The 23,350-nt window shown below is 37.9% G+C and carries 24 protein-coding genes, 1 pseudogene and 1 riboswitch; of the genes and pseudogenes, 20 read left to right on the top strand and 5 right to left on the bottom strand.

The genetic code is table 11. The annotated features are described in order from the left end of the window. Window positions 1–44: 44 nt before the first annotated feature. Window positions 45–692, top strand: coding sequence for a hypothetical protein (locus tag MKY46_RS20255; RefSeq protein WP_340835240.1), 648 nt, complete (start codon window positions 45–47; stop codon window positions 690–692). Between the two features lie 55 nt (window positions 693–747). Here MKY46_RS20255 and MKY46_RS20250 read toward each other — a convergent pair whose 3' ends face one another. Both MKY46_RS20250 and MKY46_RS20245 read right to left on the bottom strand, forming a co-directional pair. Continuing rightward, a complete protein-coding gene (locus MKY46_RS20250; protein ID WP_340835237.1) occupies window positions 748–2,421 on the bottom strand; it encodes a ribonuclease J in 1,674 nt (557 codons plus the stop codon). Window positions 2,422–2,708: 287 nt separating this feature from the next. Beyond that, a complete protein-coding gene (locus tag MKY46_RS20245; protein WP_036123389.1) occupies window positions 2,709–3,203 on the bottom strand; it encodes a L,D-transpeptidase family protein in 495 nt (164 codons plus the stop codon). 89 nt (window positions 3,204–3,292) lie between these two features. Between MKY46_RS20245 and MKY46_RS20240 the strand changes: the two genes are divergently transcribed. The 6 genes from MKY46_RS20240 to MKY46_RS20215 all read left to right on the top strand — a co-directional run bounded on the left by MKY46_RS20240 (window position 3,293) and on the right by MKY46_RS20215 (window position 6,867). Continuing rightward, entirely contained in the window at window positions 3,293–3,433 is a 141-nt protein-coding gene (locus MKY46_RS20240) for a hypothetical protein (protein WP_180957821.1), read from the top strand. Between the two features lie 45 nt (window positions 3,434–3,478). After that, the gene (locus MKY46_RS20235) at window positions 3,479–3,688 is read left to right on the top strand and encodes a hypothetical protein (protein ID WP_340835235.1); all 210 of its coding nucleotides are present in this window, start codon (window positions 3,479–3,481) and stop codon (window positions 3,686–3,688) included. Between the two features lie 14 nt (window positions 3,689–3,702). Continuing rightward, window positions 3,703–3,900 (top strand): hypothetical protein, encoded by a 198-nt coding sequence (locus MKY46_RS20230; protein WP_036123382.1) that lies wholly within the window; start codon window positions 3,703–3,705, stop codon window positions 3,898–3,900. Window positions 3,901–3,976: 76 nt separating this feature from the next. After that, a complete protein-coding gene (locus MKY46_RS20225; protein WP_340835234.1) occupies window positions 3,977–4,165 on the top strand; it encodes a cysteine-rich CWC family protein in 189 nt (62 codons plus the stop codon). 100 nt (window positions 4,166–4,265) lie between these two features. Further along, a complete protein-coding gene (locus MKY46_RS20220; RefSeq protein ID WP_036123376.1) occupies window positions 4,266–4,850 on the top strand; it encodes a DUF305 domain-containing protein in 585 nt (194 codons plus the stop codon). Window positions 4,851–5,115: 265 nt separating this feature from the next. After that, window positions 5,116–6,867: a methyl-accepting chemotaxis protein gene (locus MKY46_RS20215; protein WP_340835231.1), complete on the top strand. Its 1,752-nt coding sequence runs from the start codon at window positions 5,116–5,118 to the stop codon at window positions 6,865–6,867. A 43-nt stretch (window positions 6,868–6,910) separates the two neighbouring features. Here the strand turns inward: MKY46_RS20215 and MKY46_RS20210 are convergent, their stop codons facing one another. Further along, complete coding sequence (locus MKY46_RS20210) at window positions 6,911–7,516, bottom strand: metallophosphoesterase family protein (RefSeq protein ID WP_058843707.1); 606 nt, start codon at window positions 7,514–7,516, stop codon at window positions 6,911–6,913. A 238-nt stretch (window positions 7,517–7,754) separates the two neighbouring features. Here MKY46_RS20210 and MKY46_RS20205 point away from each other — a divergent pair, with 238 nt between their 5' ends. The 12 genes and pseudogenes from MKY46_RS20205 (at window position 7,755) to MKY46_RS20150 (ending at window position 21,798) form a co-directional block, all read left to right on the top strand. Next, complete coding sequence (locus MKY46_RS20205; protein WP_340835230.1) at window positions 7,755–8,120, top strand: AMP-binding protein; 366 nt, start codon at window positions 7,755–7,757, stop codon at window positions 8,118–8,120. 12 nt (window positions 8,121–8,132) lie between these two features. Continuing rightward, window positions 8,133–8,639, top strand: a complete 507-nt coding sequence (locus tag MKY46_RS20200) for a helix-turn-helix domain-containing protein (protein WP_340833634.1) — start codon at window positions 8,133–8,135, stop codon at window positions 8,637–8,639. Beyond that, window positions 8,636–9,478, top strand: coding sequence for an IS3 family transposase (locus MKY46_RS20195; RefSeq protein WP_340833632.1), 843 nt, complete (start codon window positions 8,636–8,638; stop codon window positions 9,476–9,478). Before MKY46_RS20200 ends, MKY46_RS20195 begins: the two co-directional genes overlap by 4 nt. Window positions 9,479–9,503: 25 nt before the next feature. After that, a pseudogene (locus tag MKY46_RS20190) lies at window positions 9,504–10,679 on the top strand (class I adenylate-forming enzyme family protein); the annotation flags it as partial. A gap of 224 nt (window positions 10,680–10,903) precedes the next feature. Next, a complete protein-coding gene (locus MKY46_RS20185) occupies window positions 10,904–11,893 on the top strand; it encodes a C39 family peptidase (protein WP_089934607.1) in 990 nt (329 codons plus the stop codon). Between the two features lie 59 nt (window positions 11,894–11,952). Beyond that, complete coding sequence (locus MKY46_RS20180; RefSeq protein WP_340835227.1) at window positions 11,953–13,185, top strand: carboxylate--amine ligase; 1,233 nt, start codon at window positions 11,953–11,955, stop codon at window positions 13,183–13,185. Beyond that, complete coding sequence (locus MKY46_RS20175; protein ID WP_340835225.1) at window positions 13,182–13,883, top strand: aspartate/glutamate racemase family protein; 702 nt, start codon at window positions 13,182–13,184, stop codon at window positions 13,881–13,883. The genes MKY46_RS20180 and MKY46_RS20175 overlap by 4 nt, the downstream gene beginning before the upstream one ends. Window positions 13,884–14,107: 224 nt before the next feature. Next, window positions 14,108–15,256 (top strand): DEAD/DEAH box helicase, encoded by a 1,149-nt coding sequence (locus tag MKY46_RS20170; RefSeq protein WP_036123358.1) that lies wholly within the window; start codon window positions 14,108–14,110, stop codon window positions 15,254–15,256. 1 nt (window position 15,257) lies between these two features. Beyond that, the gene (locus tag MKY46_RS20165) at window positions 15,258–16,487 is read left to right on the top strand and encodes an aminopeptidase (RefSeq protein WP_340835223.1); all 1,230 of its coding nucleotides are present in this window, start codon (window positions 15,258–15,260) and stop codon (window positions 16,485–16,487) included. A 31-nt stretch (window positions 16,488–16,518) separates the two neighbouring features. Continuing rightward, a complete protein-coding gene (locus MKY46_RS20160) occupies window positions 16,519–17,421 on the top strand; it encodes an SGNH/GDSL hydrolase family protein (protein WP_340835221.1) in 903 nt (300 codons plus the stop codon). Between the two features lie 142 nt (window positions 17,422–17,563). Next, complete coding sequence (locus MKY46_RS20155) at window positions 17,564–18,721, top strand: exonuclease SbcCD subunit D (RefSeq protein WP_340835220.1); 1,158 nt, start codon at window positions 17,564–17,566, stop codon at window positions 18,719–18,721. Further along, the gene (locus tag MKY46_RS20150) at window positions 18,718–21,798 is read left to right on the top strand and encodes an SMC family ATPase (protein ID WP_340835218.1); all 3,081 of its coding nucleotides are present in this window, start codon (window positions 18,718–18,720) and stop codon (window positions 21,796–21,798) included. The genes MKY46_RS20155 and MKY46_RS20150 overlap by 4 nt, the downstream gene beginning before the upstream one ends. A 41-nt stretch (window positions 21,799–21,839) precedes the next feature. Here the strand turns inward: MKY46_RS20150 and MKY46_RS20145 are convergent, their stop codons facing one another. Both MKY46_RS20145 and MKY46_RS20140 read right to left on the bottom strand, forming a co-directional pair. Continuing rightward, on the bottom strand, window positions 21,840–21,962 hold the full coding sequence (locus MKY46_RS20145; protein ID WP_255358792.1) for a hypothetical protein: 123 nt from the start codon (window positions 21,960–21,962) through the stop codon (window positions 21,840–21,842). A gap of 55 nt (window positions 21,963–22,017) precedes the next feature. Beyond that, the gene (locus MKY46_RS20140) at window positions 22,018–22,341 is read right to left on the bottom strand and encodes a DUF4870 domain-containing protein (RefSeq protein ID WP_036123342.1); all 324 of its coding nucleotides are present in this window, start codon (window positions 22,339–22,341) and stop codon (window positions 22,018–22,020) included. A 127-nt stretch (window positions 22,342–22,468) separates the two neighbouring features. Beyond that, window positions 22,469–22,576: riboswitch (TPP riboswitch) on the top strand. A 136-nt stretch (window positions 22,577–22,712) separates the two neighbouring features. Between MKY46_RS20140 and thiT the strand changes: the two genes are divergently transcribed. Then, window positions 22,713–23,273, top strand: a complete 561-nt coding sequence (gene thiT / locus MKY46_RS20135; protein WP_340835216.1) for an energy-coupled thiamine transporter ThiT — start codon at window positions 22,713–22,715, stop codon at window positions 23,271–23,273. The last annotated feature ends 77 nt before the right edge of the window (window positions 23,274–23,350 follow it).

Below are 23,350 nucleotides of genomic sequence, written 5' to 3'. Positions count from 1 at the left end.
TGCTTTAAGGGTATAAAATGGGACAGGGGATTGGAGGATCAAACATGGTGAAGCAGTTTTTTATAGAAGAAGTAGCAAAAATCCAAGTGGGTAATAGCATGATGAATGATACAAGTTTTGCGAGAGAAGGCACTCCTTTCATATCCGAAAAAACGCTAATGAAATTAATAATAGAAGATGATTTTAGTCAAGTACCGAGAGTTGATCATACAATGGATTCGCTGACTATGTCACAAGTGCCTGCTAAAAGTATCCTTCTTAACAAAATCAATTTGAAAGAATCCTCAATTTATCAGTGTAAAAAGGCTGTATGTATTGGTCAGGATATTATTGCCATCATCCCTAATGAATCGATAATTGTCAGTGATTATTTATTTCACTTTTTAAAATGGTATCAAGTAAATAATAACGTGTGTAATGTCTATCATATAATGATTGAATTACCACCGATTGATATTCAGCTTCACATAGCACAGCTATTAAACGCTATCCAATATTTATTAGTTAATAAAGATTCTTTAGTAACGGCGATAGAGGGACTCCCACAGTATTTTAATGATATTTCAAAGCAAGTAAAACAGCATTCAAATGACATACATTATGGCTTTGAACAGCTCCAACGGCAATATATTGATATGTTACATATATTTTTTAATGGTGATTTTTTGAATGATCCTTTTAGTGTTAAGTGATTGAACAAAATAGAAATCGGTGCAAGATGGATCGTTCAATCCTTGCACCGATCAGTTATATTTCAATAATAATTGGTAAAACCATAGGCTTTCGTTTAGTTTGGTTAAATAAATATTGTCCTACTGCTCTTTTGATTTCACGTCGTAGAACATGGATTTGCTGTCTGTTTTCTTCTTGTAGTTCTACAACGATTTCTTTGGTAAGCACATTGACTTTATTCAACAGCTCCTCGAAATCCTTCGCATAAACAAAACCACGGGATATGGTATCAGGTTCTGAAATAAAAGCACCATCTACTTTATTGAGTGTTAAGACGATGACAAGCATTCCGTCTTCTGAAAGCTGCTTGCGATCACGAAGGACAATGCCTTCAACTTCACCTATGCCGATTCCATCAACATACGTATCACCTGCTGGAATTTTACGAGTTTGTCGTGCCTTCGAGTTTTCAATATCAACGACATCGCCGTTTTTCATAATAAAGGTATTCCCTTTTTGGACACCAACCGCTTCTGCTAATAAGCGATGCTGGTGTAGCATGCGGAATTCACCATGAATAGGGATGAAAAATTGTGGCTTCATAAATGTTAGCATAAGCTTCAGATCTTCTTGATGACCATGTCCTGAAACATGCATGCCTGTATGGCTGGAAGATCCATAAATAACTTTTGCACCAAGCTGAAACAAATTATCCACAATACGCGATACACCCTTCTCATTGCCTGGAATTGGGGAGGCTGCTAAAATAACCGTATCATCTGGTAGAATTTTCACTTCACGATGGTTGCCATTTGCTAAACGGGCAAGCGCAGCTAGAGGCTCGCCCTGGCTGCCTGTGCAAAGTACCACGACCTCCTCGGGTGGAAGGTATTTCACTTCTCGTGCATCAATTAACATATCTTCTGGAACAAATAAATAGCCCCGTTCTATCGCTACATCAACAACATTGACCATGCTGCGTCCCAATAAAGCTAACTTCCTATTGGTAGCAATAGCTGCATGTACGATTTGTTGGATACGATTAACGTTTGAAGCAAAGGTCGAAATGATTACTTTCCGTTCAGCATGTAAAAAAGCATCCTCAATATGGTGACCAACAAGCTGTTCAGAAGGTGTTAAACCTGGCCTCTCTGCATTCGTACTTTCCGAGATAAGAACGAGCACTCCTTTTGAACCAATTTCAGCCATTTTATGAATATCGGCAAATTGATTATTAACGGGTGTTAAATCAAATTTAAAATCGCCAGTATGGACTACGTTCCCTTCAGGAGTGCCCATTACGATTCCTAAACAATCAGGTATACTATGATTAGTTCTAAAGAAACTAATATCCATTTGTCCTAAATGTAGAGTGGAGTCAGCGTGAATTTCAATTAAATCGGTTTCTCTTAACAGCTTATGTTCTTTGAGCTTTAATTCGATAAGCCCTAGAGTAAAACGAGTAGCATACACAGGCACATTCAATTTTTTTAATAAATAGGGGATACCACCGATGTGATCTTCATGACCATGCGTAACAATTAGAGCCTTCACTTTTTCTTTATTTTCCAGTAAATAAGTAATATCAGGAATAATTAAATCAATACCAAGTAAGGTTTCATCTGGAAATTTTGCTCCGCAATCAATAATGATGATGTCATCTGCATATTGTACTACATACATATTTTTTCCAATTTCATTAATGCCACCTAAGGCAAATATGGATAATAACTGTTTACTTGTGGACAACGTATTCCCTCCTATAGCTCTCCTTTAACTATAGGTAGTATAGCTTTTAGCATTTCATCCTATACGAAAACAATAATGCTACTAATTGTATTTCACGAAATGGGGTAAATCATTGTCTAATTTTGTGGCATATACATAGGGATTGGTTAGAAATCATACTCAATTTATTCATGATGCACTTTATCCCTCAAAAAAAGGTGATATGCAATTTGCCCAGACAAGCGAACAGGATTAAACATAACAAGAGGCTATCTATTTTGGTTTACAACTATAGATAGCCTTTTTCGTTAGGGATGAATCACTACTTCTGTACCAATAGGGACGATGCTGGCAAGCTCTTCAACATCTTGATTTTGCATTCGAATACAACCATGTGAAACAGCATGCCCAATAGAGCTAGGATCATTTGTGCCATGAATTCCATAATGTTCTTTAGAGAGACTCATCCACATCGTTCCAAAAGGACCACCAGGGTTTGGAGCTTTATTGATGATAATAAAACTGCCTACTGGTGTTTCATGAAGCATGCGTCCGACTGCGATAGGGTATTGTTTTTGAAGGATATTATTTCTATATAAACGTAGCCAGCGATTATTGGTAGATATTTCGATACGGTAAGGAATTGTATCGGGATTTGGCAAGCCCGGGATGACAATTTGTTGACCAATAAAAAGATGATCAGGCTGGATTCCTGGGTTAGCAGCAATAATGGATGCCAACGGAGTACGATAATCCTGAGCAATTTGAGTCAGTGTTTCTCCAGCTTTAACTGAATGAATCAATCATTATTCCCTCCTCTGCAAAGGTTTATGATTTTACTATATGCTTCAAATGATTTGATATTGAATCACAACAAGAAGCAGAGAAATTAGTGAAAAGTGAACGCGATCAATATATCTCCTTTACGGATAGTAGGGGCATCTACCATGAATTGCACACAAAGCATGTACGAGTGATTCAAATAGCTGAATATCATCGAATGGATAAAGGTGCAAAAGGGAGTGACACATAATCTGTCCAGCTTTACACACATTATAGAGAAAGGAGTGTGACAGAAATGGACATGGGTAAAGTACCACATGAAAAGAAAATATTTATGAATTTAAATAGCAAGGACAAACCTGACATGGTTGAATCAGATACAATTAGTCTTTTCGATTTGCATGAAGATATGCAGACTGTCGATGCCATTCCAGTAGAGGAGCTCAATAAACGAGTAAAAAGAGAAGGCGATGAATTAATTGAAATGCAGCCAGATGAATTGTAGGAGGTAAAAATGCTATGAATCATGAAAAAGAAGCCCATTTTACGTCTGCGGGCACAAATATTAATGAAGTAAAACAAAAAAATGCAGATGCAGGATTATCCTATAATGAGGTAAAGGCATTGTTAGCTAAAAGTGGAGGGCAAGGGACGGCCATTTATAGTGACACGGATATAGAAGAAGTAAAGCAAGATATACACAAGCACCAACAATAAGCGTAGTGGGAGGAGTAAGTATTAAATGCTCTTCCTTTTTTTATTTTACAATGGTAGGTAAAGGAGGTGCAGGAACATGTCAACTGGAGAAGAGAGCTGTCCATTATGTGGGGGAGAAAATCATTGTGGGGTAGCAAAAGGTGAAAAAGAGTGCTGGTGTATGACGGTGCACTTTCCAGAAAAGCTATTAAATGCAGTGCAAACGGAGCAAAGGACATGTATTTGTCCAATATGCTTAGATACATATAGGAAAGAACAAGGATAATGATTACGATGAATGAGGCTGTAAATATGGAGTCATTGGTACAATTGTCTATCGCACAACAACCTAGCGGGCATACATTACTCTGAAAGGAGTGTGTCTTATGGCTAAACCAATTGAACTCAGTAATGTAACAAAGGCATATTTAGAGGAATATCAGCGCATCCTCAAAAAAATGATGCAGGGCATGACCTATGTAACGATTACTTGTAGTATTTCTGAAAATTTTATTAAGCAAATTATCCCTCATCAAGTTGCAGCAATTCAAATGTCCGAAAACGTTTTACGCTATACAACGAATATCCCTGTACAAAATCTCGCATTAGAAATTATTCGAACTCATACAGAAATGGTTGAAAGTCTTGAAGCGATACAAAATCGATGTTGTGTCGTGCAAAATTCAGAGTATGAATTATACGAGTATATGTGTGCTTATAAAGAAATTACAGAAGCTATGTTCAATGCAATGTGTGCACCACCAGTATCGAATAGCATTAATATCAATTATCTACGAGAAATGATTGTCCATCATCAGGGTGGTATCCGTCTGGCACAAAATGTGCTGAGATTCTGTATTTGCCAAGAATTAATCCCTATTTTACGTTGTATGATTCAAACGCTTTGTGAGCAACTAGAAGTTATGGAAAAGTTACTGGATAGCTTACAAAATTGTGATTGCGAATGCTAACACTTTATGTGAAACGCTAAAGTCAGACATGATTTTAGCGTTTTTTCTGTGTAAAAATAGTGTTTAACAGGGAAAATGAGAAATTGTCAATAAAGTGGACAAAAGAATAAGACGGTGTAAAGAATTTTTTGAAAATCTATTTTTGTATTAGTGTTGTTGGTAAAATATATATGTTTTATTAGTTGAAGGTAATGAAGAAAGATCTATAATTCGTTTTAAAATATTGGTAATTTTTATTTACTTTATTACAAAAGGAGTGGTAACAATGTTCAAAAGGAAGAAAATAAATCAAAATTATGATTATTTCTCAGCTGCGAAAAATTCAGATATTGAGGCTAATGAACGCTTTAAAGAAAAGCTAGATTTTCTTGCTTTATCTAGAATTAGAAGAGAATCTGTTGGATTTTTACGCAAAATCTATGAAAATAATCGCCAACAAATACTCGACAATTTTTATGATCGTTTATTGGAAATTCCAGAATTTAACCAAGTTATCAATACGCATTCATCAGTAGAGCGTTTAAAAGGGCTTTTTGATTCACATTTTATAAGCCTATTTGATGATGAATTAGATTTAGATTATGTATTTAAACGACGTAAAATCGCTTATGTACATGCCCGAATCGGTGTACTGCCGAACTGGATGATTTCTGCCTATACGCTCATTAACCAATTAATCATACCGCTGATTGTCAAAGAGCTATCACGCGATCAAGAAAAAATGCTGGATGTCCTATTGTCTTATGATAGTCTAGTAACGATCGACCAACAGATTATTTTAGAAACCTATATTGAAATTCAGGCTGGCTCTGTTGTAAATGGTTTAGGTGAAATTATTACTTATAATACCCAGTTAGATACGATTAAGGAATTGATTGAATTTCAAGATATTCAGCAACAGGAGATTGTTGCAGCAGATCAATTGATGCACGAGCTAGATGAGAGTATTGAAGAAATCGCCGCATCTGTTGGTGATATTTCAGCCCAAACAAAGCATGCCTTTAAAAAATTAAATCAGGATTTAGAATCGTTACAACAAGTATCATCTATTTTACAAACAACCGATGAAGGTCATAAATCCATGCAGGAGGATATAAAGCGTTTAGTGGAACGTGTCAATAGTGTAGCGAAGCTGATGGAATTAATTAAGCGAATTGCAGATCAAACAAATTTATTGGCTTTAAATGCTTCTATTGAGGCGGCTCGTGCTGGAGAAGCGGGTAAAGGCTTTGCAGTTGTTGCGGAGGAAGTTCGAAAGCTTGCTGATGATACAAGTACATCTGTCAAATCTATACATACAGATATACAGGAGCTACTACATATTACGCATAATATTAGTTCACTAACAACTCAATTTTCACAGGATTTACATCAAGGCGTCACGGATACCTTACATATTTCACAGACGCTTGCAGAGATAAATAAAAGTCTACAGCAGCAAGGAGCTCGCTTTGAGGAAATTGCCACAACGACAAAGGTACAAGCACAATCTGCTACAACTATTTCTGAACGTAACCATACTATCACGGAGAGTATGCAAAAAAGTAAGATCATCGTTTTTGATATGGGCTCGGCTATCTACAAGTTAAGTAAAATGATTGACGGATACCGATCAACAACAATTTCTAAAAATTTTATTATTAGTCAGGAGGATATTATTGAATTAGCTATTACAGACCATTTATTATGGCGCTGGAAAATCTATAATCTACTGCTTGGCTTTGAAACAATGACAGAGCAGGATGTTGGCTCACCACAGGAGTCGCGCCTTGGTGAATGGTATTATGGTACAGGGAAAAAGCTACTAGGCGAAGAGCGTGTCTATGTAGAGTTAGAACAACCATTTATTCATGTCCATGATATAGCTAAAAAGGCGGTACGAGAATATAATATAGGCAATAAAAGGGAGGCTGAAAAATATCTGAAGGAAATTACAGAAGAATCATATATTGTAATTGAAAAACTAAAGGCCTTAAAGGAAATTTTATTGAACGGGAAAAAACAATATATTCACTAAAAATTTGAGAGCAAGCTAATGCTGGGATTAGCTTGCTCTTTTTTTATATTTCTATTGACGAATCAATAGATGGGACACACATAAATGTTACGGTGCGCTGTGTGCTATCATAAAGACACCATTCACGGTGGTCGACAACAGAACCAACATTGACACCATACTGTTTATTTTGTAAGGCAATTGGTTGGCCATAGCGAATACGAATGGGTAGTTTCTTTTGCTGATGATAAAGGCCTGATTCATGACTATGACCAAAGAAAAACAGTGGCTTATGAAAAGGAAGGAATGTTGGCTGCCAGCTTACACTCCATTTAAATTGATGTCCGTGTATTAGTGTCGCACCATCTATCTCTATCGTCTCAGGTAAAGCCTGAAAACGTTCGATGCCAGTGACCTGCGTAATGCGTTCCTCTTGATTACCTCTTATAGAGGGGAAGGTTAGTAATTCTTCAAATTCGCTTTCTACTATGGCTGCCTTTTGTAAAGGTAAGCCAGATAAGGTTTGCGCTTTTTTCTTACTGACGGTGCATTCATATAAATCACCTAAACCAATGATTTTTGCTTCCTCTGCTGTTTGTTGAATATGAGCTAGAACAGCTTTAGTATCTTCTATATTAGAATGTAAATCTCCTAAAAGTGCATAAAGCATGTCAATCCGGCCTTTCCTAAAAATAATCGTACAAATATCATACACCCAATAGAAATTGATAGAAAAGTAAAACGTCTAAGAATATTTCGTTACTTCTACTTCATATTTTGAATGTGTAGAAAAATTGCCATGAAACGCATTGCTTGTTAAAATATAATCATAATTTTCTGAATTTTTAGTAGTTTCATAATTTCAGACACTATCCAGCATTAAAAAATGAATTTTTGGAGGGTTTATAATGACGATGTACATGACAGATATTCTTGAAAACTATGCTGTGCAACAACCGAATGCAATTGCAACCTTGTATGATGGAAAAAAGTTGAGCTATCGCGATTTTTATCAACGTGTAGAAAGATTTGCAGCATACCTACAAGAACAGGATTTTGAAAAAGATGATGTGATTGCATTATATACGCTCAATTCAGATTTGTTTTTAATCGCTTATTTAGGTGTCCAACTAGCAGGTTTTATTGTGATGCCTATTAATACTAAATTAGCAGCACCTGAGGTTGATTTTATTTTTAATCATTCACAAGCAAAGGGTCTCATTTATGATGAAATGAACTGCACCCAAAATATTGGACTTAAAAATCTAATTTAGGAGGTGCAGTTAGTGATTACTGATGAACAAAAATTAGCCGCTGTTCTAGCTTACTTTGAAGAAAAGGAAAGTCCGTATCAGATTGCCAATCGATTGCAGATTGATCGACATCACATTCGATTATGGATTGAATTATATCGCTATCATGGCATCGAAGGAATTATTCGTCCTCAAGGGTTCACGAATTACGAAGATTCTTTTAAAATAAAAGTAATTCAACACATGATAGAGACGGGCGATTCGCTCCTTCAGACTGCTGCGAAGTTTAATATTCCTTCTCGTGAAACCATTCGGAGATGGAAAAAACAATGGATGTCAACGGCTGATAAGGTACTCTATCAAATAGAAAAGGAGTGCCAATCGATGCCAAAAAAACAACCACCTTCGTCTGACTTAAACGAAAAAACAATGGAAGAGTTAAAAGCGGAAATTGACTATTTACGTATGGAAAACGCCTATTTAAAAAAGTTGAAAGCCTTAGTTCAAGAAAAGGAAGCATTCAAACCGAAGAAAAAGTGAGAGCTGTGTATGAGCTAAGGCTGGAATTTCCACTTCAAGCTCTATTCAAAGTCGCGAAACTTAAGAAAAGTACGTATTATTATCATCTTCAAAAATGGGTAAAACCAGATAAATATCAGGCGATCAAAGAACGAATCCAGATACTTTTTCATTACCATAAGGGTCGTTATGGCTATCGTCGTATTTGTCTTGCACTCCGAAATGAAGGGATTTTAATCAACCACAAAGCAGTCCAACGATTGATGAAAGAATTGGGCTTAAAAGGGACGGTACGCCCTAAAAAATACCGTTCGTATAAAGGGACAGTCGGCTATGTCGCAGAGAATGTCATCCAACGTGATTTTGAAGCTACTGCACCCAATCAGAAATGGGTAACCGATGTCACAGAGTTTAAAATAAATGGTCAAAAACTCTATATATCGGCTGTATTAGATTTATTCAATCGAGAAATCGTTGGATATGAGGTTTCGAAAGCACCCAATTTTGAGTTAGTTCAACAGTCTTTTAAAATGGCGTTTACGTATACAAAGTTATCGAAAAAGAGTGGCTTAATCATCCATTCTGATCAAGGATGGTTATATCAAATACCACGTTTTAAAGAGCTATTGGCAACGCATGAAATCAAGCAAAGTATGTCACGGAAAGGAAATTGTTTAGATAATGCCGTAATCGAAAGTTTTTTTGGCATTTTGAAATCTGAATTTCTATATACGACAACGTTTCACACCTATGAAGAATTCAAAAAAGCATTAGCAGACTATATCCATTATTACAATCATGAACGGATAAAAATAAAACTCAACGGAAAAAGTCCAGTTGAGTTTCGAAGGGTTTCTTAAAAGTTCTAATTTTTGGGGTCAGATCAAAAGGCTAGCAGAAGCATTGGAGGATGTTGCCTATACATTCCAACATACGATTGGATTTAAAGAAATGAGAAACATTTTTGAAAATGAGGGATGTGAAAGAAAGCTTGTACAATTAGAGGCCCATGATACAGCAGTGGTCATGTATACTTCTGGGACAACAGGTAAACCAAAGGGCGTCATGCTAACACATCAAAATATCGTGGCTACTGCCGATATTTGGTCTTCTTCAATGAAAATGTCTAGCAAGGACAAGATGTTTATTTGTACACCTTTATTCCATTGTGCTGGCCTGCACGTCTTTGCTATGCCAATGTTCTATCAAGGAGGAACAGTTGTTATCGAAGAAGCATTTTCACCAACAAAAACGTTAGCGCAAATTGCCGCAACTGAAGCGACTATTTTCTTTGGTGTTCCATCCATGTATACCATCATTTTAAATACGCCTGGATTTAAGGAACATAGCTTTCATCATTTACGTTTATTATGTTACGGGGCTGCTCCAATGCCTTATGAGCTCGTAAAGCAAGTGAAAGAGGCATTTTCAAATGTAAAGGTTCAAAATCTCTATGGTCAAACCGAAAATTCACCTGCAGCTACCTCTTTATTAGATAGGGATGCATTAACGAAAATTGGCTCTGTTGGGAAGCCATTAGCTCAGACGGAGGTATGCGTGGTTGATAGTGAAGGAAAGTCAGTACCAGCTGGCGAGGTTGGCGAAATTTGTGTTAAAGGGCCACAAGTAATGAAAGGTTATTTGCGCAATCCAGAGGAAACAGCTAGAACGATAAGAGATGGCTGGCTCTATTCAGGAGATTTAGGACGCTTTGATGAGGAAGGTTATTTATATATTGTAGATCGGAAAAAAGATATGATCATCCGTGGAGGGGAAAATATTTACCCGATTGAAGTGGAAGAAGTGCTATATCAAATGCCAGAAATTTTAGAGGCAGCAGTGATAGGATTACCACATGAAGTATATGGAGAGGTGCCAAAAGCATTTATTGTATTAAAGGAAGGGCAGTCACTCGATGAAAAGGCAATATTATCTTACTGCCAAACAAGACTTGCCAAATATAAAGTACCGTATGAAATTGCATTTTTAGTAGAACTGCCGCGCAATGCTTCAGGTAAGGTGTTAAAGCATACATTACGACCTAAAGTGACGACGATTTAAGTACTATCCACGATGCATAGGCATAATTGTTAGCCAGTTTTTTCAAGCTTACTCGCAAGTTTCTGTGTACCTGCCGCTTCGCTTTCCATACAAAAAATTATGTCCTGAAATAAGATAAAATAGGAACGATTATAAAAGTATCGTATAATAGAGTCTACGACAAATTGAATAAATAGAATGGCGAAGGGATTACTCTTCCAATTAGAATAGGAGCGGAATTTGTCTTGTGGACGGGGTATAAACGCCTTTTACTTATAGGCATTTTGATTATTATGTTACTTTCGAGCTGTCAGCCATTTTCACAGCAAGAAGCAGAACAAAAAAATCCATTAACTGTTTTAACGGTAGAATTTAATAGCGGGGCACCTATCCCCAATCTCTATGTCACAGTAACAGATGTACAAACAGGTGATGTAGTAGAGGAAGCGATTGGTTCAGAAGAGGGAGAAGCCGTATTCGCGAAGCTCAAGGCAGGGCGAGAATATACCATTGCAGCAACAACACTGGAAAATAGTACAACAAACGATGGATATACAACAATCGAGAATTTTACGTATGATACAACGAAGCCATACTATCGATTGCAAACACACTTCTCTAGAGACGAGCAAGAATTAGATGTACCTGTTGTCATGCAAAAGCCAGAGCTTCCACATGGCTGTGAAATAACATCACTCACAGCTGTCTTAAATTATTTTGGAATGAATGTTTCAAAGCTTGAAATGGCTGATAACTATTTACCAAAGCAAAATATACGTACTGTAAACAACCAACGTTTTGGGCCAAATCCACATGAGGCTTTTGCAGGGAATCCGCGTGATAAAGCTCATGGTATGTATGTTTTTGCTGAACCCATTGTTAAGGCGGCAGAGGCAGTCATTGCAGATAAACAAGCTGATTTACGCGTGTCAAATATGAGTAAGGCCTCACAGGACGAGATTTTACAGCTTGTTCGCGAGGGAGTTCCTGTTGTAACATGGGTGACGCTTGATTTATCGTCACCTAAACGAAATGCAAATAGAGGCTGGATTTTTGAAGGTGAGACAACATCACATGAAGCCTATATGAACTTACATGCAGTTGTCTTGACAGGGCATTTAGGGGATAAAGTAGTAGTAATGGATCCATTAAAAGGTTATGTTACATACAATGTCGATCAATTTTTCAAAAGTTATCGGGAATTAGATCAGCAAGCCGTAGCTATTCATAAATAAATTAGCCATAAATCTTTAGTATGTTACACTAATAAAAAAGCAGAAGTGAGTTGAGTAGAATGGCCATTGAGCACGCTTTTTTACCGGTTTTACTTGGGGATGAGATGAATGCTTATGGCATGGCCAGAGCATTTTACGAAGCCTATGGTGTGAAGCCACTTGCATTAAACCATACGAATATGGAAAAAATTCATCAAAGTGATTTACTGACTTTTCGTGAGGTACCGAGACTTCATATAGACGAACGATTTGTTACGGCACTTCAGGCTATTGCGGAGGAATTCGTTGATAAAAAATTACTGCTACTAGCCTGTGATGAATTTTATGTCAAAAAAATAATAGAACATAAAGCGGAATTAGCAGAGGATTTCATTATTCCTTATGTAGATGCCACACTTGCTCAGCAGTTATTAACTCGTGAAAAGATGTATGAGCTTTGTGCACAATATGGTTTTCAATTTCCTGCTATGCATGTCTGCACGGTGAATGATTACGAGGACTACGACATGCCATTTGAGTATCCAATTGTCATAAAGCCCATGAATATGACAAAATATGCTACATGTATTTTTCCTGGTAAGAAAAAAGTATATATTGCGTATGATAAGGATGAAAAGGACAGTATATTCCATGCTATTTATAAGGAATCGGCCTATCGAGATGATCTTATGATTCAACAATATATTCCAGGGGAAGATGCGAATATGCTTGTTGTTAATGCCTATATAGGGCAGGATGGCAAGGCAAAACTTCTTGCGGTGGGTAATCCCATTTTAGAAGAGCATTCTCCAGAAGGGATTGGTCGTTATGTAGCCATCATGACAACCTATCATCAGGAATTAATGGACAATGTAAAGACGTTCCTTGAAGCCATACAATTCCAAGGCTATGCTACATTTGATATGAAATATGATGATCGTGATGGTCAATATAAATTGTTGAGTATTGAATTACATAATGAACTTTCCAATTATTATGTGACAGCCAGTGGCTATAACTTCATGCAGTATGTGGCGGATGATTATGTTCGAGGTAGTAAACAGTCGCTAACATATGTGCAAAACAAGCATCTTTGGACCATTGTACCAAATGGTGTACTTTTCAAATACGTACAAAATGAACAGTTAGTCATTGAAGCGAAAAGTTTGATTCGCCAAGGGATGGCTACAGATTCTATTTTTAATTATAAGGATATGAATGCAAAACGTTGGTTGAACGTTACGCTTGATAATTTAAGCTTTTATCGCAAATATAAGAAATATTTTAATAACAAAGGTCTGTCAAATATATGAAAAAACAAACTTTAGGTATTATTGGTGGCGTAGGGCCACTTGCAACAATGTTTATTGGTGAAATGATTGTAAGACGTACGAAGGCACAAAAGGATCAGGAGCATTTGCATACGATCATTGATAATGATACAAATATTCCTGACCGTACGGCTTTTATTTTAGATAATAAGAAGGATAATCCAGTTCCAGTCATAATTGAGGATGCTAAAAAATTAGCTTCTGTAGGGGCAAATATGATTGCAATCCCATGCAATACAGCCCATACGTTCTATCATGAAATTAATGAGGGCTCTCCCATTCCTGTATTGAATATGATTCGTGAAACGGCGAAGCGTGCTGCTGATTTAGGAGCAGAGCGTGTTGGAATTTTAGCAACAACCGGAACATTAACATCACGTATGTACCAAGAAGCCTTAGAGGAATATGGCATTACACCAGTTGTTCCAGATAATGAGATGAGAGCCTATGTGATGACCATCATTTATGATTATGTCAAGGCTGGCAAGGATGTTACGTTGGAGGATTGGCAACCAATAGAAGAGGCGATGCTAGCATTAAATTGTGACCGCATTGTCTTAGGCTGTACAGAGCTATCTATTGTTAATAGGGATTTGAAATTAAATGAAATTTATATTGATTCATTAATCGTTTTAGCTGAATGTGCCATTTTGGCTTGTGGCTATGAGCTAGTCGATTAGTCGTTAAATGAATTGAAAAGGATCTGCTTGCTTTTCACGGGTAAGCTACAAGTCTTTAAAGAGTTGTGGTCAAGCTTACTTTTTTCCGTGTTGGGTTAGGCAGATTTTTTATGGAAGGAATCAATGGTTTCCTGAAACGATTGGACAATCGCTTCGTACATATAAAGTAGGAAACGGCGGAGTGTGTTAAACTAGTGTCAAGTAGATAGAAGGTGGGAAATAACATGTCAGTCATTAATTTATTAAAAGAAGAAATACAAGCAAAATGGAATTTTGAAACACCCATGAAAATTCAAGATGAAATGATACCAGCTATGCTTGAAGGCAAAGATATTGTAGCGGAATCGCCAACAGGATCAGGTAAAACATTAGCGTATGTTTTACCATTATTGAATAAAGTGAATGGGGCAAAAAAGCAAACACAAGGACTGATTGTAGCTCCTTCACAAGAGCTTGCGATGCAGATTGTAGAAGTTATCCGTGAATGGACGGCAGGCACAGATATTACAGTTCAACAACTGATTGGTGGTGCCAATTCTGCTCGTCAAATTGAAAAGCTAAAGAAAAAACCAACGATTGTCGTTGGCACACCTGGTCGTTTAAATGAATTAGCACGGGCAGGGAAATTAAAACTAAAAGAAATTGAAACGGTTATTTTAGATGAGTGCGATCAATTACTGAGTCGTGAATACCGTGTTGTCGTCAAATCCTTTATCGAAGGCTCGGCTTTTGGCCGACAAGTCGTTGTTGTTTCGGCTACGATAACGGAGGAAATTGAATTAGTAGCAAGTCGTATGATGTTTGAACCTTTACGTTTTAAAATTAAACCTGAGGATATGTTAAAGGTCGGTAAAGTAGTACATTCTTTTGTGAAAGTAGAAGAACGTGATAAAACAGATTTCCTACGTCGACTCTCACATACAGAAGGTTTAAGAGCACTGGCTTTTGTCAATAATATCGATCAATTATTAATGAAGGAAACAAAACTGCAGTACCGCTCAGCACCAATTGTCACTCTTCATTCCGACATGAAAAAAGAAGAACGAAAAAAAGCGTTAGATGCATTCCGTAAAGGAGATGCCCGTATTTTAATTGCCACAGATATTGCAGCTCGTGGTTTAGATATTGCCGGTTTAACACATGTTATTCATGTTGATGTACCACGAACAATTGAGCAGTATTTACATCGTTCAGGTCGTACAGGTCGTGCGGGCGCAGATGGTGAAGTATTAACGTTATTATCGTATCATGATGAAAAAACGTATAAAAAGTGGACAAGGGAAGTACCAGGCAAGCCTGTGCAAAAAATATGGCATGATGGCAAGCTGATGGAAGGTAATTCTAAAACAATTGGACAAAAGCGAGGGAATTAATATGACGTTTGAAGAAAAATTACAGGCATATGCAGAGCTTGCGGTAAAAGTGGGTGTCAACATCCAACCAGGTCAGTACCTATTAGTCAATACATCGGTAGATGCTTTGGATTTTGTTCGTTTAGTTGTTAAAGAGGCTTATAAGGCTGGCGCAGGACGTGTACATGTGAATTTTTCAGATGACGAAATGGATCGTGCCTATTTTGAATATGCTTCTGACGAGGAGTTTAGTCGCTTCCCTGAATGGGTCGTAAAAATGCGTGATGAGCTTATTGAACGTAAAGGGGCTCTATTATGGATTGATGCAGCAGATCCTGATAATTTGACAGGCATTCCAGCAGACAGATTAGCAACCCACCAAAAAGTATCTGGTGCAGCATTGAAAAATTATCGTAATGCCGTCATGAAGGATTTAATTGCTTGGTCCATTGTTGCGGTCCCTTCACCTAAATGGGCAGCAAAGGTATTCCCCCATTTAACAGAAGAGCAGCAAGTACCTGCCTTATGGGAGGCAATCTTTAAAACAGTGCATATTGGGGAAGGTAATGCAGTGGATAATTGGCGTCAGCATATAGCCAATTTAGAATCGCGTGCACAGCTTCTAAATAATAAAAAGTATGCAAAGCTTCACTATACAGCACCGGGTACAGATTTAACAATTGCTTTAGCACCACAACATAAATGGGTTACGGGTGGCAGTAAAACGCCAGAGGATAATGTCTTTGTTGCCAATATGCCAACTGAAGAAGTGTACACCCTTCCAATGAAGCAAGGTGTAAACGGTTATGTCAGTAATTCAAAGCCATTAGTTTATCAAGGCAATATGATTGATGGCTTTAAATTAACATTTGAAGAGGGCAAAATTATTAAGGCAGAGGCTGAAGTTGGTCATGATTTATTACAAGAACTAATTCAAGTGGATGAAGGCTCAAGCTATTTAGGTGAAGTAGCACTTGTCCCTCACGAATCACCTATTTCAGCGTCAGAGATTTTATATTTCAATACATTATTCGATGAAAATGCTTCAAACCATTTAGCTATTGGTGAAGCATATCCGACTTGCTTAGAAGGTGGTAGAGACTTAGAAAATGGTCAGCTTGAAGCATTAGGAGCTAATATGTCTGTGACACATGAAGATTTTATGATTGGCAGCGGAGAAATGGACATTGATGGTATTTTACCAGATGGTACGGTAGAGCCTATTTTCCGTAAGGGTAGCTGGGCTTTTTAATCTTTAGTCAGAAAGAAAAGGAGGAGAGCAGATGAGACGATTATGGAGCTTAATCGGTGTGACGATATTATCCATGACATATTGGACTTCATCTGCTTTTGCTCAAACGGAAAGCTACGTGGCGATTGGAGATTCATTAGCTGCAGGTCAAACACCTTATCAAGAAATTGATGTAGGGTATAGTGATTTAATTGCCATGAAATTAAGTTCGATTGGACAATTATCGTTTTATACAAAAGAGCTCGCTTTTCCAGGCTTTACAACAGCGAATGTGTTAGACCGAATTCAATCGGAGGAAGCGCAACATTTATTAGCAAACGCCACACTGATTACGGTGTCAGCAGGTGCCAATGATTTATTGCGTCTTGTTCAGGTGAACCCAAGTGCTGGAACTTTAGCTTTTTCACAGTTGCAGACAGATTACGCTTTAAACTTGGCGAGAAAAAATATGACAACGATTTTAGATGAGTTAGTAGAACGTGCACCAAAAGCAAAGGTATATGTCATGGGCTATTATTTTGCCTATCCAACTGTCCATCCGTCACAAAAAGAAGGAACCAATGCACAGCTAGTTAAATTAAATGCGATTTTACAGCAACAGGCAGAGCATGCAGGAGCAGTTTATGTAGATGTCTATGATGCCTTTGGATTGAATGGAACAAGCTATTTACCAAATAGTGCTGACGTCCACCCGAATGCTGAAGGCTATCGTCAAATGGCTAACTCATTTTTACAGGCTTATAGTGGTCGTGATGCTTTACAGATTTCTTCATCAGAATTACCTAAGGCAAATCCTTTGTCATTTGAGGAAATTGTCAAGCAACAATCATCAGCGAAGCCCCAGAAAGAGAAAGTGACACAACAACAGCCTGCTCGTGTTGCTTACGTTATTCAGGGATTCCCAGGTTATCAAGCTTTTATCAAAAACATCTAAATAATCGTTAGCAAAGGCATCTTACCCAATAAGATGCTTTTTTTCTATGAAAGCCAATATTGGATAGAACTACTAAACTGCTAGAGAGCACTAGAGAGGGAATAGTCATGCTAAAATAGAAAGAAGACTAGGAGGTACAACAATGAAAATATTTCATACAGCAGATTGGCACTTAGGAAAACTTGTTCAAGGTGTCTATATGACAGAAGATCAACAGTATATTCTCGAACAATTTATACAAGCGATAGATGAGGAAAAACCAGATGTAATTGTCATAGCAGGTGATCTATATGACCGTTCGATGCCTCCTATAGAGGCAGTCAATTTACTAAATGATGTAGTAGCAAAAATTGTATTAGAGAAGAAGATTCCTGTTTTAGCGGTGGCGGGAAATCATGATAGTGCAGGTCGACTGAATTTCGGTAGTCGTTTAATGAGTGATAGCGGTTTATATATCAAGGGTCAATTTACAAAAAATCATGCACCTATTGTTTTGAACGATCAGCATGGCGAAGTGCATTTCCATCTTGTACCGTATGCAGAGCCGGCTTCTATTCGCAGCATCTTTGAAGAAGAGGCAATCCGCTCTCATCAAGATGCCATGCAAAAAATAATTGAGTATATCAAGCAAGACATGGATTCAAGCAAACGTCATGTTTTTGTTGGACATGCTTTTGTAACGAAGTATGGTGAGGAAGAAGCGAATACAAGTGATTCAGAGCGACCGCTTTCCATAGGAGGCTCAGATTGTGTGAGTGCAGCTTTATTTAAACCCTTTCATTATACAGCACTTGGGCATCTACATAAGGCACATTTTGTCTTAAATGAAACCATTCGCTATGCAGGCTCTCCATTAAAATATTCGTTATCTGAGCATTTACATGAAAAAGGCTTTTTAATTATCGATTTAGATGAGCATGGTAATAGCACAGTAACTAAAAGAAAGCTTGTGCCAAGAAGAGATTTACGAGTAGTAGAAGGTCAATTAGAGGATTTATTAAAGCTCACACCAAGTGATGATTATGTATTTGTCAGATTGACGGATACAACTTCGGTGTCTTCGCCGATGGAACGCATTCGCAGTGTGTTTCCGCACGCTATGCATGTGGAACGTAAGGTATTACGACAAGAGGTGTCGCGTGAGCTACAAGTTGTAGAAACGGAAAAACTAGAGGATATTGATTTATTCCGTTCTTTCTTTACCGATATTATCGGTATTCAGCCAGATGAAGATACGGAGCGCCTTTTCACAGAGATGTTACAGGAATTATTAGATGAGGAGCGAGAGACAGTAAAATGAAGCCATTAAAGTTAACGATTACTGCATTTGGTCCCTATAAAGACACTGAAATAATTGATTTTCAAGAACTAGGGGAACATCGATTGTTTGCTATTTCTGGTAAAACCGGTGCAGGAAAAACAACCATTTTTGATGCCATTTGTTATGCCCTTTACGGATCAGGCAGTGGTGAGGATCGTCAGGATACGGCTTTACTGCGAAGTGGCTTTGCTCATGATGATATTTATACAGCTGTAGAGCTCATGTTTGAAATGCATGGAAGGGTCTATCAAATAATACGACAGCCCGGTCATATTAAAGAAAAAAATAAAACGATTACTGGGAAGAAAATAGAGTTAGCTGAAGTAAAAGAGGGAAAGCTCGATTATAGCATTGTAGAGAAGCAGCAAACGCTTGAAGTCGATAAAAAATTGCAGGAAATAATAGGTCTCACAAAAGATCAATTTAGCCAAATTGTGATGCTACCTCAAGGTGAATTTCGCAAGCTATTAACCTCAGATTCTACAAACAAAGAAGTTATTTTGCGGAAAATCTTTAAAACAGACCGCTTTGGTGTCATGACGAAAAAGCTTGATGCTAAACGAAAAGAGGCAGAGAGTGATCTACAACGTGCCAAACAATTAAAAGAACATTTACTTGGTCAAATTGACGGTGTCTTACCACAACGTTCATCAGCGTTATTCACATTAATTGCTGACAAAACGGAAAATTTACATCAACTAAAGCAGGCACTTGATGAGGAGATTAATTACTATACAAAATGTATTGAGGATGAACAGCTACAATATGAAGAAGCTTATAGCCTTCATCAAAAAGAACAAGAATATTATCGATTAGCTAAAACACTGAATGAGCAATTTGATGAGCAAGCGAATCGACAGCAGCGACTACAAATGCTGTTACAAGAGCAGGACGCATATAGCGCGAAGGAGCAGGAGATTGTTTTAGCAGAACAAGCAGAGCGACTTGTGCTACTTGAACAACAATGCATTGATTTACGTGCTGAACTTAATGTAAAGGAACAAGCTTTTCAGCAAGCACAAGTTAAGCATCAGCAAACAGAAGAGCAACTGCAGCGAGCCCAAGAAAAATATAGGGTAGAAGAGGCGAAAGAGCCTGAGCGTCAACAAATTTTGCAGCAGGAATTGCAATTATTAGCGTCATTGCCTAAATTCGAGGCCTATGAAAACAACGTGCAGCAGCTGCAAATAGCTGAGCAGTATGTTGAAACAGCAAAAATGGCGGTGGCTGATAACCTGACGTTATTGGAAAAAGAACAAGAGCAATTGCAGCAATTTTCTCAAACGATGGAAGGCTATGAAAAACAGGTTGAGCCATATGAAAGCTACTTAGAACAGTTACCGAAACTACGTGAACAGGTAGCTTTAGTCAAACAAGCTGAGAAATATAAAAGTACCGTAGAGTTAGCACAGCAGGACGTAGCTGCCTCAGACATTCACTATCAAGAAAGTAAAAAGGCCCTTCTATTATTGCAGCAACGGTGGCTGACAAGTCAGGCTAGTATTTTAGCGGAACAGCTAAAGGAAGGGGAGCCCTGCCCTGTTTGTGGCAGTATGACTCACGAGAAAACACATAAAGAGCAACTGGAAGTTATTGAACTTGCTCAAGTGGAAACGTTAAGAGTGAAGGCTTCTTCAGACGAGCGTATGTATCTAGAGAAGGCAGCACTTTTGTCATCTACGCAACAGCTTCTTCAAGATACATATCAGCAGCTAGAAGCACAGCATATTAAACAAGAAGACCAAGCACAGCTCATCGCTACTTTACACAAGACGGAGCAAGAGATTGCGAGCTTAAAAGTTGTCCATCATCAACTAGCAGATATGCGATTAAAGCTAAAGCATCAACGTGATAGAATAGAGCAGCTTAGAAATAAACAGATGGAATTAGAGCAATATTTAGCTGAGCACATGAAAGAATGGACAAGATTACAAGCGGTTGTAGAAGAACAGCTCAAGCAGATGCCAGCCAATTTACCAACATTACAGCAATTAAAGCAACAACTTACGGATGTTAGTAAACAGAAAATGGATTTGCAAAAAACATGGCAAGAGAGTCAAGAAAATTTGCATGTCGTAAAAGAAGAGACAAGTAATGCAAAACTAACTGTAGAAATCGCCAAACAATCTTTTGAGGAATTACAGCTCAAAATGAATGAAAAGCGGCAGCAATTTTCAGCAAGCATGCAGGAAATCGGCTTTGACAGCTATGAGGAATACGCAGCTGCCAAACGGAGTGCGAGCCAATTGGAGGCACTTCGCAAAGTATGCAGTGACTATGCTTTACAGGTACACACCCTGAAAATCCAAATAACTGAAGGGGCTATGTATCTTCAAGGGAAAGAGAAGCAAGATTTAGTGATGATGGAAGCAAAAGTAGAACAACTTCGTACAGCGTATGAGGAAGCATTTAAACGTTTGCAACAGATGAATGGTTTTGCACAAGCATGCCAGGGCTTTATAAAAAAAGTGGAAGAAACAGCGAGAGAGCTTCAGTTACTTGAACAAGAAGCTGGTCGAGTAAAGGAACTCTATGGATTATTAAACGGACAAAATTCGAAAAAGCTGTCCTTTGAGCGATACATTCAAATTAATTACTTAGACCAAATTACCGATGCCGCTAATATTCGTCTTTATCACTTATCAAATGGTCAATTTGAGCTTAGACGTTCTGATAGACTAGAAAAGCATGCGAAGCAAAGTGGGCTTGGGCTTGATGTATATGATGCCTATACGGATCAATTACGTGATGTGAAAACATTATCCGGTGGCGAAAAATTTAATGCTTCCTTAAGTCTTGCTTTAGGAATGGCAGATGTCATTCAAAGCTTCCAAGGGAATATTCATATTGAAACCATGTTTATTGATGAGGGCTTTGGCTCGCTTGATGAGGAATCTTTGAATAAAGCAATTGATACATTAATTGCTTTACAGGATTCTGGTCGTATGATTGGCGTGATTTCTCATGTGCCTGAATTAAAATCGGCGATGCCAGCGGTCTTACATGTAGAAAAAACATTGAATGGACATAGTCAAACCCACTTTGAAGTGAAATAAATAAAAGGCGTATTTCCAAAACAAGGGAATACGCCTGCTGTTTATTTTTTTCGAGGGGTGGCTGTAGGCGTTGTCCCTTTTTTTGCAGCCATTACTTTTTTCACGATAGGAATAACAATAGGTGCTAATTTTACGGCGGTTTTCACAACATTTGATACTTTCATTCAAAAACAGCTCCTTTTACAATTACTACTACCTGTTTCGCTTAAAAATGAAACATTAACGAATAACACGAACAGCTTGAATAATATTCCATATTACAATTCCTAGTGAGACGATGGCATAAATGGCAAACGAAACGAACCAAATAATCAACATCGTATTATTGCCGGACGTTGGATCCAAATTAAATGTAGAAAAAACAAAGACAATAAAGAACAGAATGCCGAAAACAAAAGGAATTAAATGAGAGATAAGTGCACGAATTGAATGTCTTTTTACGTCACTATCTTTCGTAATAATGTACACAATTAATGGGACGATAAAAGGGGCGAAGAAAATACTTAAATAACTAAAGGCAGATAAAATTTTTTGGTTCTCCATAGTTGTACCTCCTTTTGTAATATTTACGCATGAAAAACAGCAAAGTTTCAAAAAAATAATATATGGAAGAGGTTGTAATCCTTCTATCCTTTGCGTACAATGAGAATGTTCAAATAAATTCAGATGTAACGACCACAAGGGGAGCTGATGATGTCAGCTGAGACTGGGCACGTAATGCCTTGACTCTTTGAACCTGTAAGTTAACGCTTGCGTAGGGATGTGGATAGAAACCGACACTAGTACGATGTGAGGCTCTGTCCTGGCATCGTTTTTTCATTCTTGAGGGAATAAAAAGGTGTCAGAAAGAGACATATCAGCGCATTTCTATTCCTGCTCTTGTATCCTACATCGGAACAAAGGAGAGAATATATATGGACAAAAAAAGACTATTAATGCTTGTGGAGATTGCGATATTTGCAGCAATCGGTCTTGTGCTTGATCAGGTTTCCTTTAAAGTATGGGCACAAGGTGGTTCTGTTAGTCTAGTCATGGTACCTATTATGTTAATAGCATTTCGCTGGGGCTTAGTAGCTGGGCTAACAACTGGATTACTCGTGGGTGTAATGCAAACCATGTTTGGTGCTACGATTGTGCACTGGCTACAAGGATTCCTTGATTATGGTGTTGCTTTCACAGTTGTAGGATTAGCGGCGGTTGTGCGTGGACCCGTGTTGGCGGCTGCCAAAAATGCCAACAAAACAAAAATGGCATTTTACATTATATTAGGTACGGTACTTGCGGGCTTTTTACGATATGCAGCCCACACGACGGCTGGCGCTGTATTTTTTGCAGAATATGCTGGCGATCAAAATGCATGGATCTATTCCATCATCTATAATGGTACATATATGCTACCAGCAACTATTTTAACGGCAATTGTAGGCGTTCTTTTATTCACAGCTGCTCCACAATTAATGCAAAGAAAAGCATAAAACATGCCCCTCACATTTGTGAAGGGGCTTTTTTGTCGCAAATAACTCTTTGCGCACTTCGCAAAGTAAGGAAGCAT

The sequence above is a fragment of the Lysinibacillus sp. FSL M8-0355 genome, from assembly GCF_038008985.1.
Taxonomy (GTDB): domain Bacteria; phylum Bacillota; class Bacilli; order Bacillales_A; family Planococcaceae; genus Lysinibacillus; species Lysinibacillus fusiformis_D.
Note: the sequence above shows the minus strand (reverse complement) of the source record. Positions and strands in the feature narration are given on the sequence as shown.

Bases quoted from the DNA above. Each gene is read 5' to 3' on its own strand.
- MKY46_RS20255 (WP_340835240.1), top strand. From the start codon at position 45: ATGGTGAAGCAGTTTTTTATAGAAGAAGTAGCAAAAATCCAAGTGGGT.
- MKY46_RS20235 (WP_340835235.1), top strand. From the start codon at position 3,479: ATGGACATGGGTAAAGTACCACATGAAAAGAAAATATTTATGAATTTA.
- MKY46_RS20230 (WP_036123382.1), top strand. From the start codon at position 3,703: ATGAATCATGAAAAAGAAGCCCATTTTACGTCTGCGGGCACAAATATT.
- MKY46_RS20225 (WP_340835234.1), top strand. From the start codon at position 3,977: ATGTCAACTGGAGAAGAGAGCTGTCCATTATGTGGGGGAGAAAATCAT.
- MKY46_RS20220 (WP_036123376.1), top strand. From the start codon at position 4,266: ATGGCTAAACCAATTGAACTCAGTAATGTAACAAAGGCATATTTAGAG.
- MKY46_RS20215 (WP_340835231.1), top strand. From the start codon at position 5,116: ATGTTCAAAAGGAAGAAAATAAATCAAAATTATGATTATTTCTCAGCT.
- MKY46_RS20210 (WP_058843707.1), bottom strand. From the start codon at position 7,516: ATGCTTTATGCACTTTTAGGAGATTTACATTCTAATATAGAAGATACT.
- MKY46_RS20205 (WP_340835230.1), top strand. From the start codon at position 7,755: ATGACGATGTACATGACAGATATTCTTGAAAACTATGCTGTGCAACAA.
- MKY46_RS20180 (WP_340835227.1), top strand. From the start codon at position 11,953: ATGGCCATTGAGCACGCTTTTTTACCGGTTTTACTTGGGGATGAGATG.
- MKY46_RS20175 (WP_340835225.1), top strand. From the start codon at position 13,182: ATGAAAAAACAAACTTTAGGTATTATTGGTGGCGTAGGGCCACTTGCA.
- MKY46_RS20170 (WP_036123358.1), top strand. From the start codon at position 14,108: ATGTCAGTCATTAATTTATTAAAAGAAGAAATACAAGCAAAATGGAAT.
- MKY46_RS20165 (WP_340835223.1), top strand. From the start codon at position 15,258: ATGACGTTTGAAGAAAAATTACAGGCATATGCAGAGCTTGCGGTAAAA.
- MKY46_RS20160 (WP_340835221.1), top strand. From the start codon at position 16,519: ATGAGACGATTATGGAGCTTAATCGGTGTGACGATATTATCCATGACA.
- MKY46_RS20155 (WP_340835220.1), top strand. From the start codon at position 17,564: ATGAAAATATTTCATACAGCAGATTGGCACTTAGGAAAACTTGTTCAA.
- MKY46_RS20150 (WP_340835218.1), top strand. From the start codon at position 18,718: ATGAAGCCATTAAAGTTAACGATTACTGCATTTGGTCCCTATAAAGAC.
- MKY46_RS20145 (WP_255358792.1), bottom strand. From the start codon at position 21,962: ATGAAAGTATCAAATGTTGTGAAAACCGCCGTAAAATTAGCACCTATT.
- MKY46_RS20140 (WP_036123342.1), bottom strand. From the start codon at position 22,341: ATGGAGAACCAAAAAATTTTATCTGCCTTTAGTTATTTAAGTATTTTC.
- thiT (WP_340835216.1), top strand. From the start codon at position 22,713: ATGGACAAAAAAAGACTATTAATGCTTGTGGAGATTGCGATATTTGCA.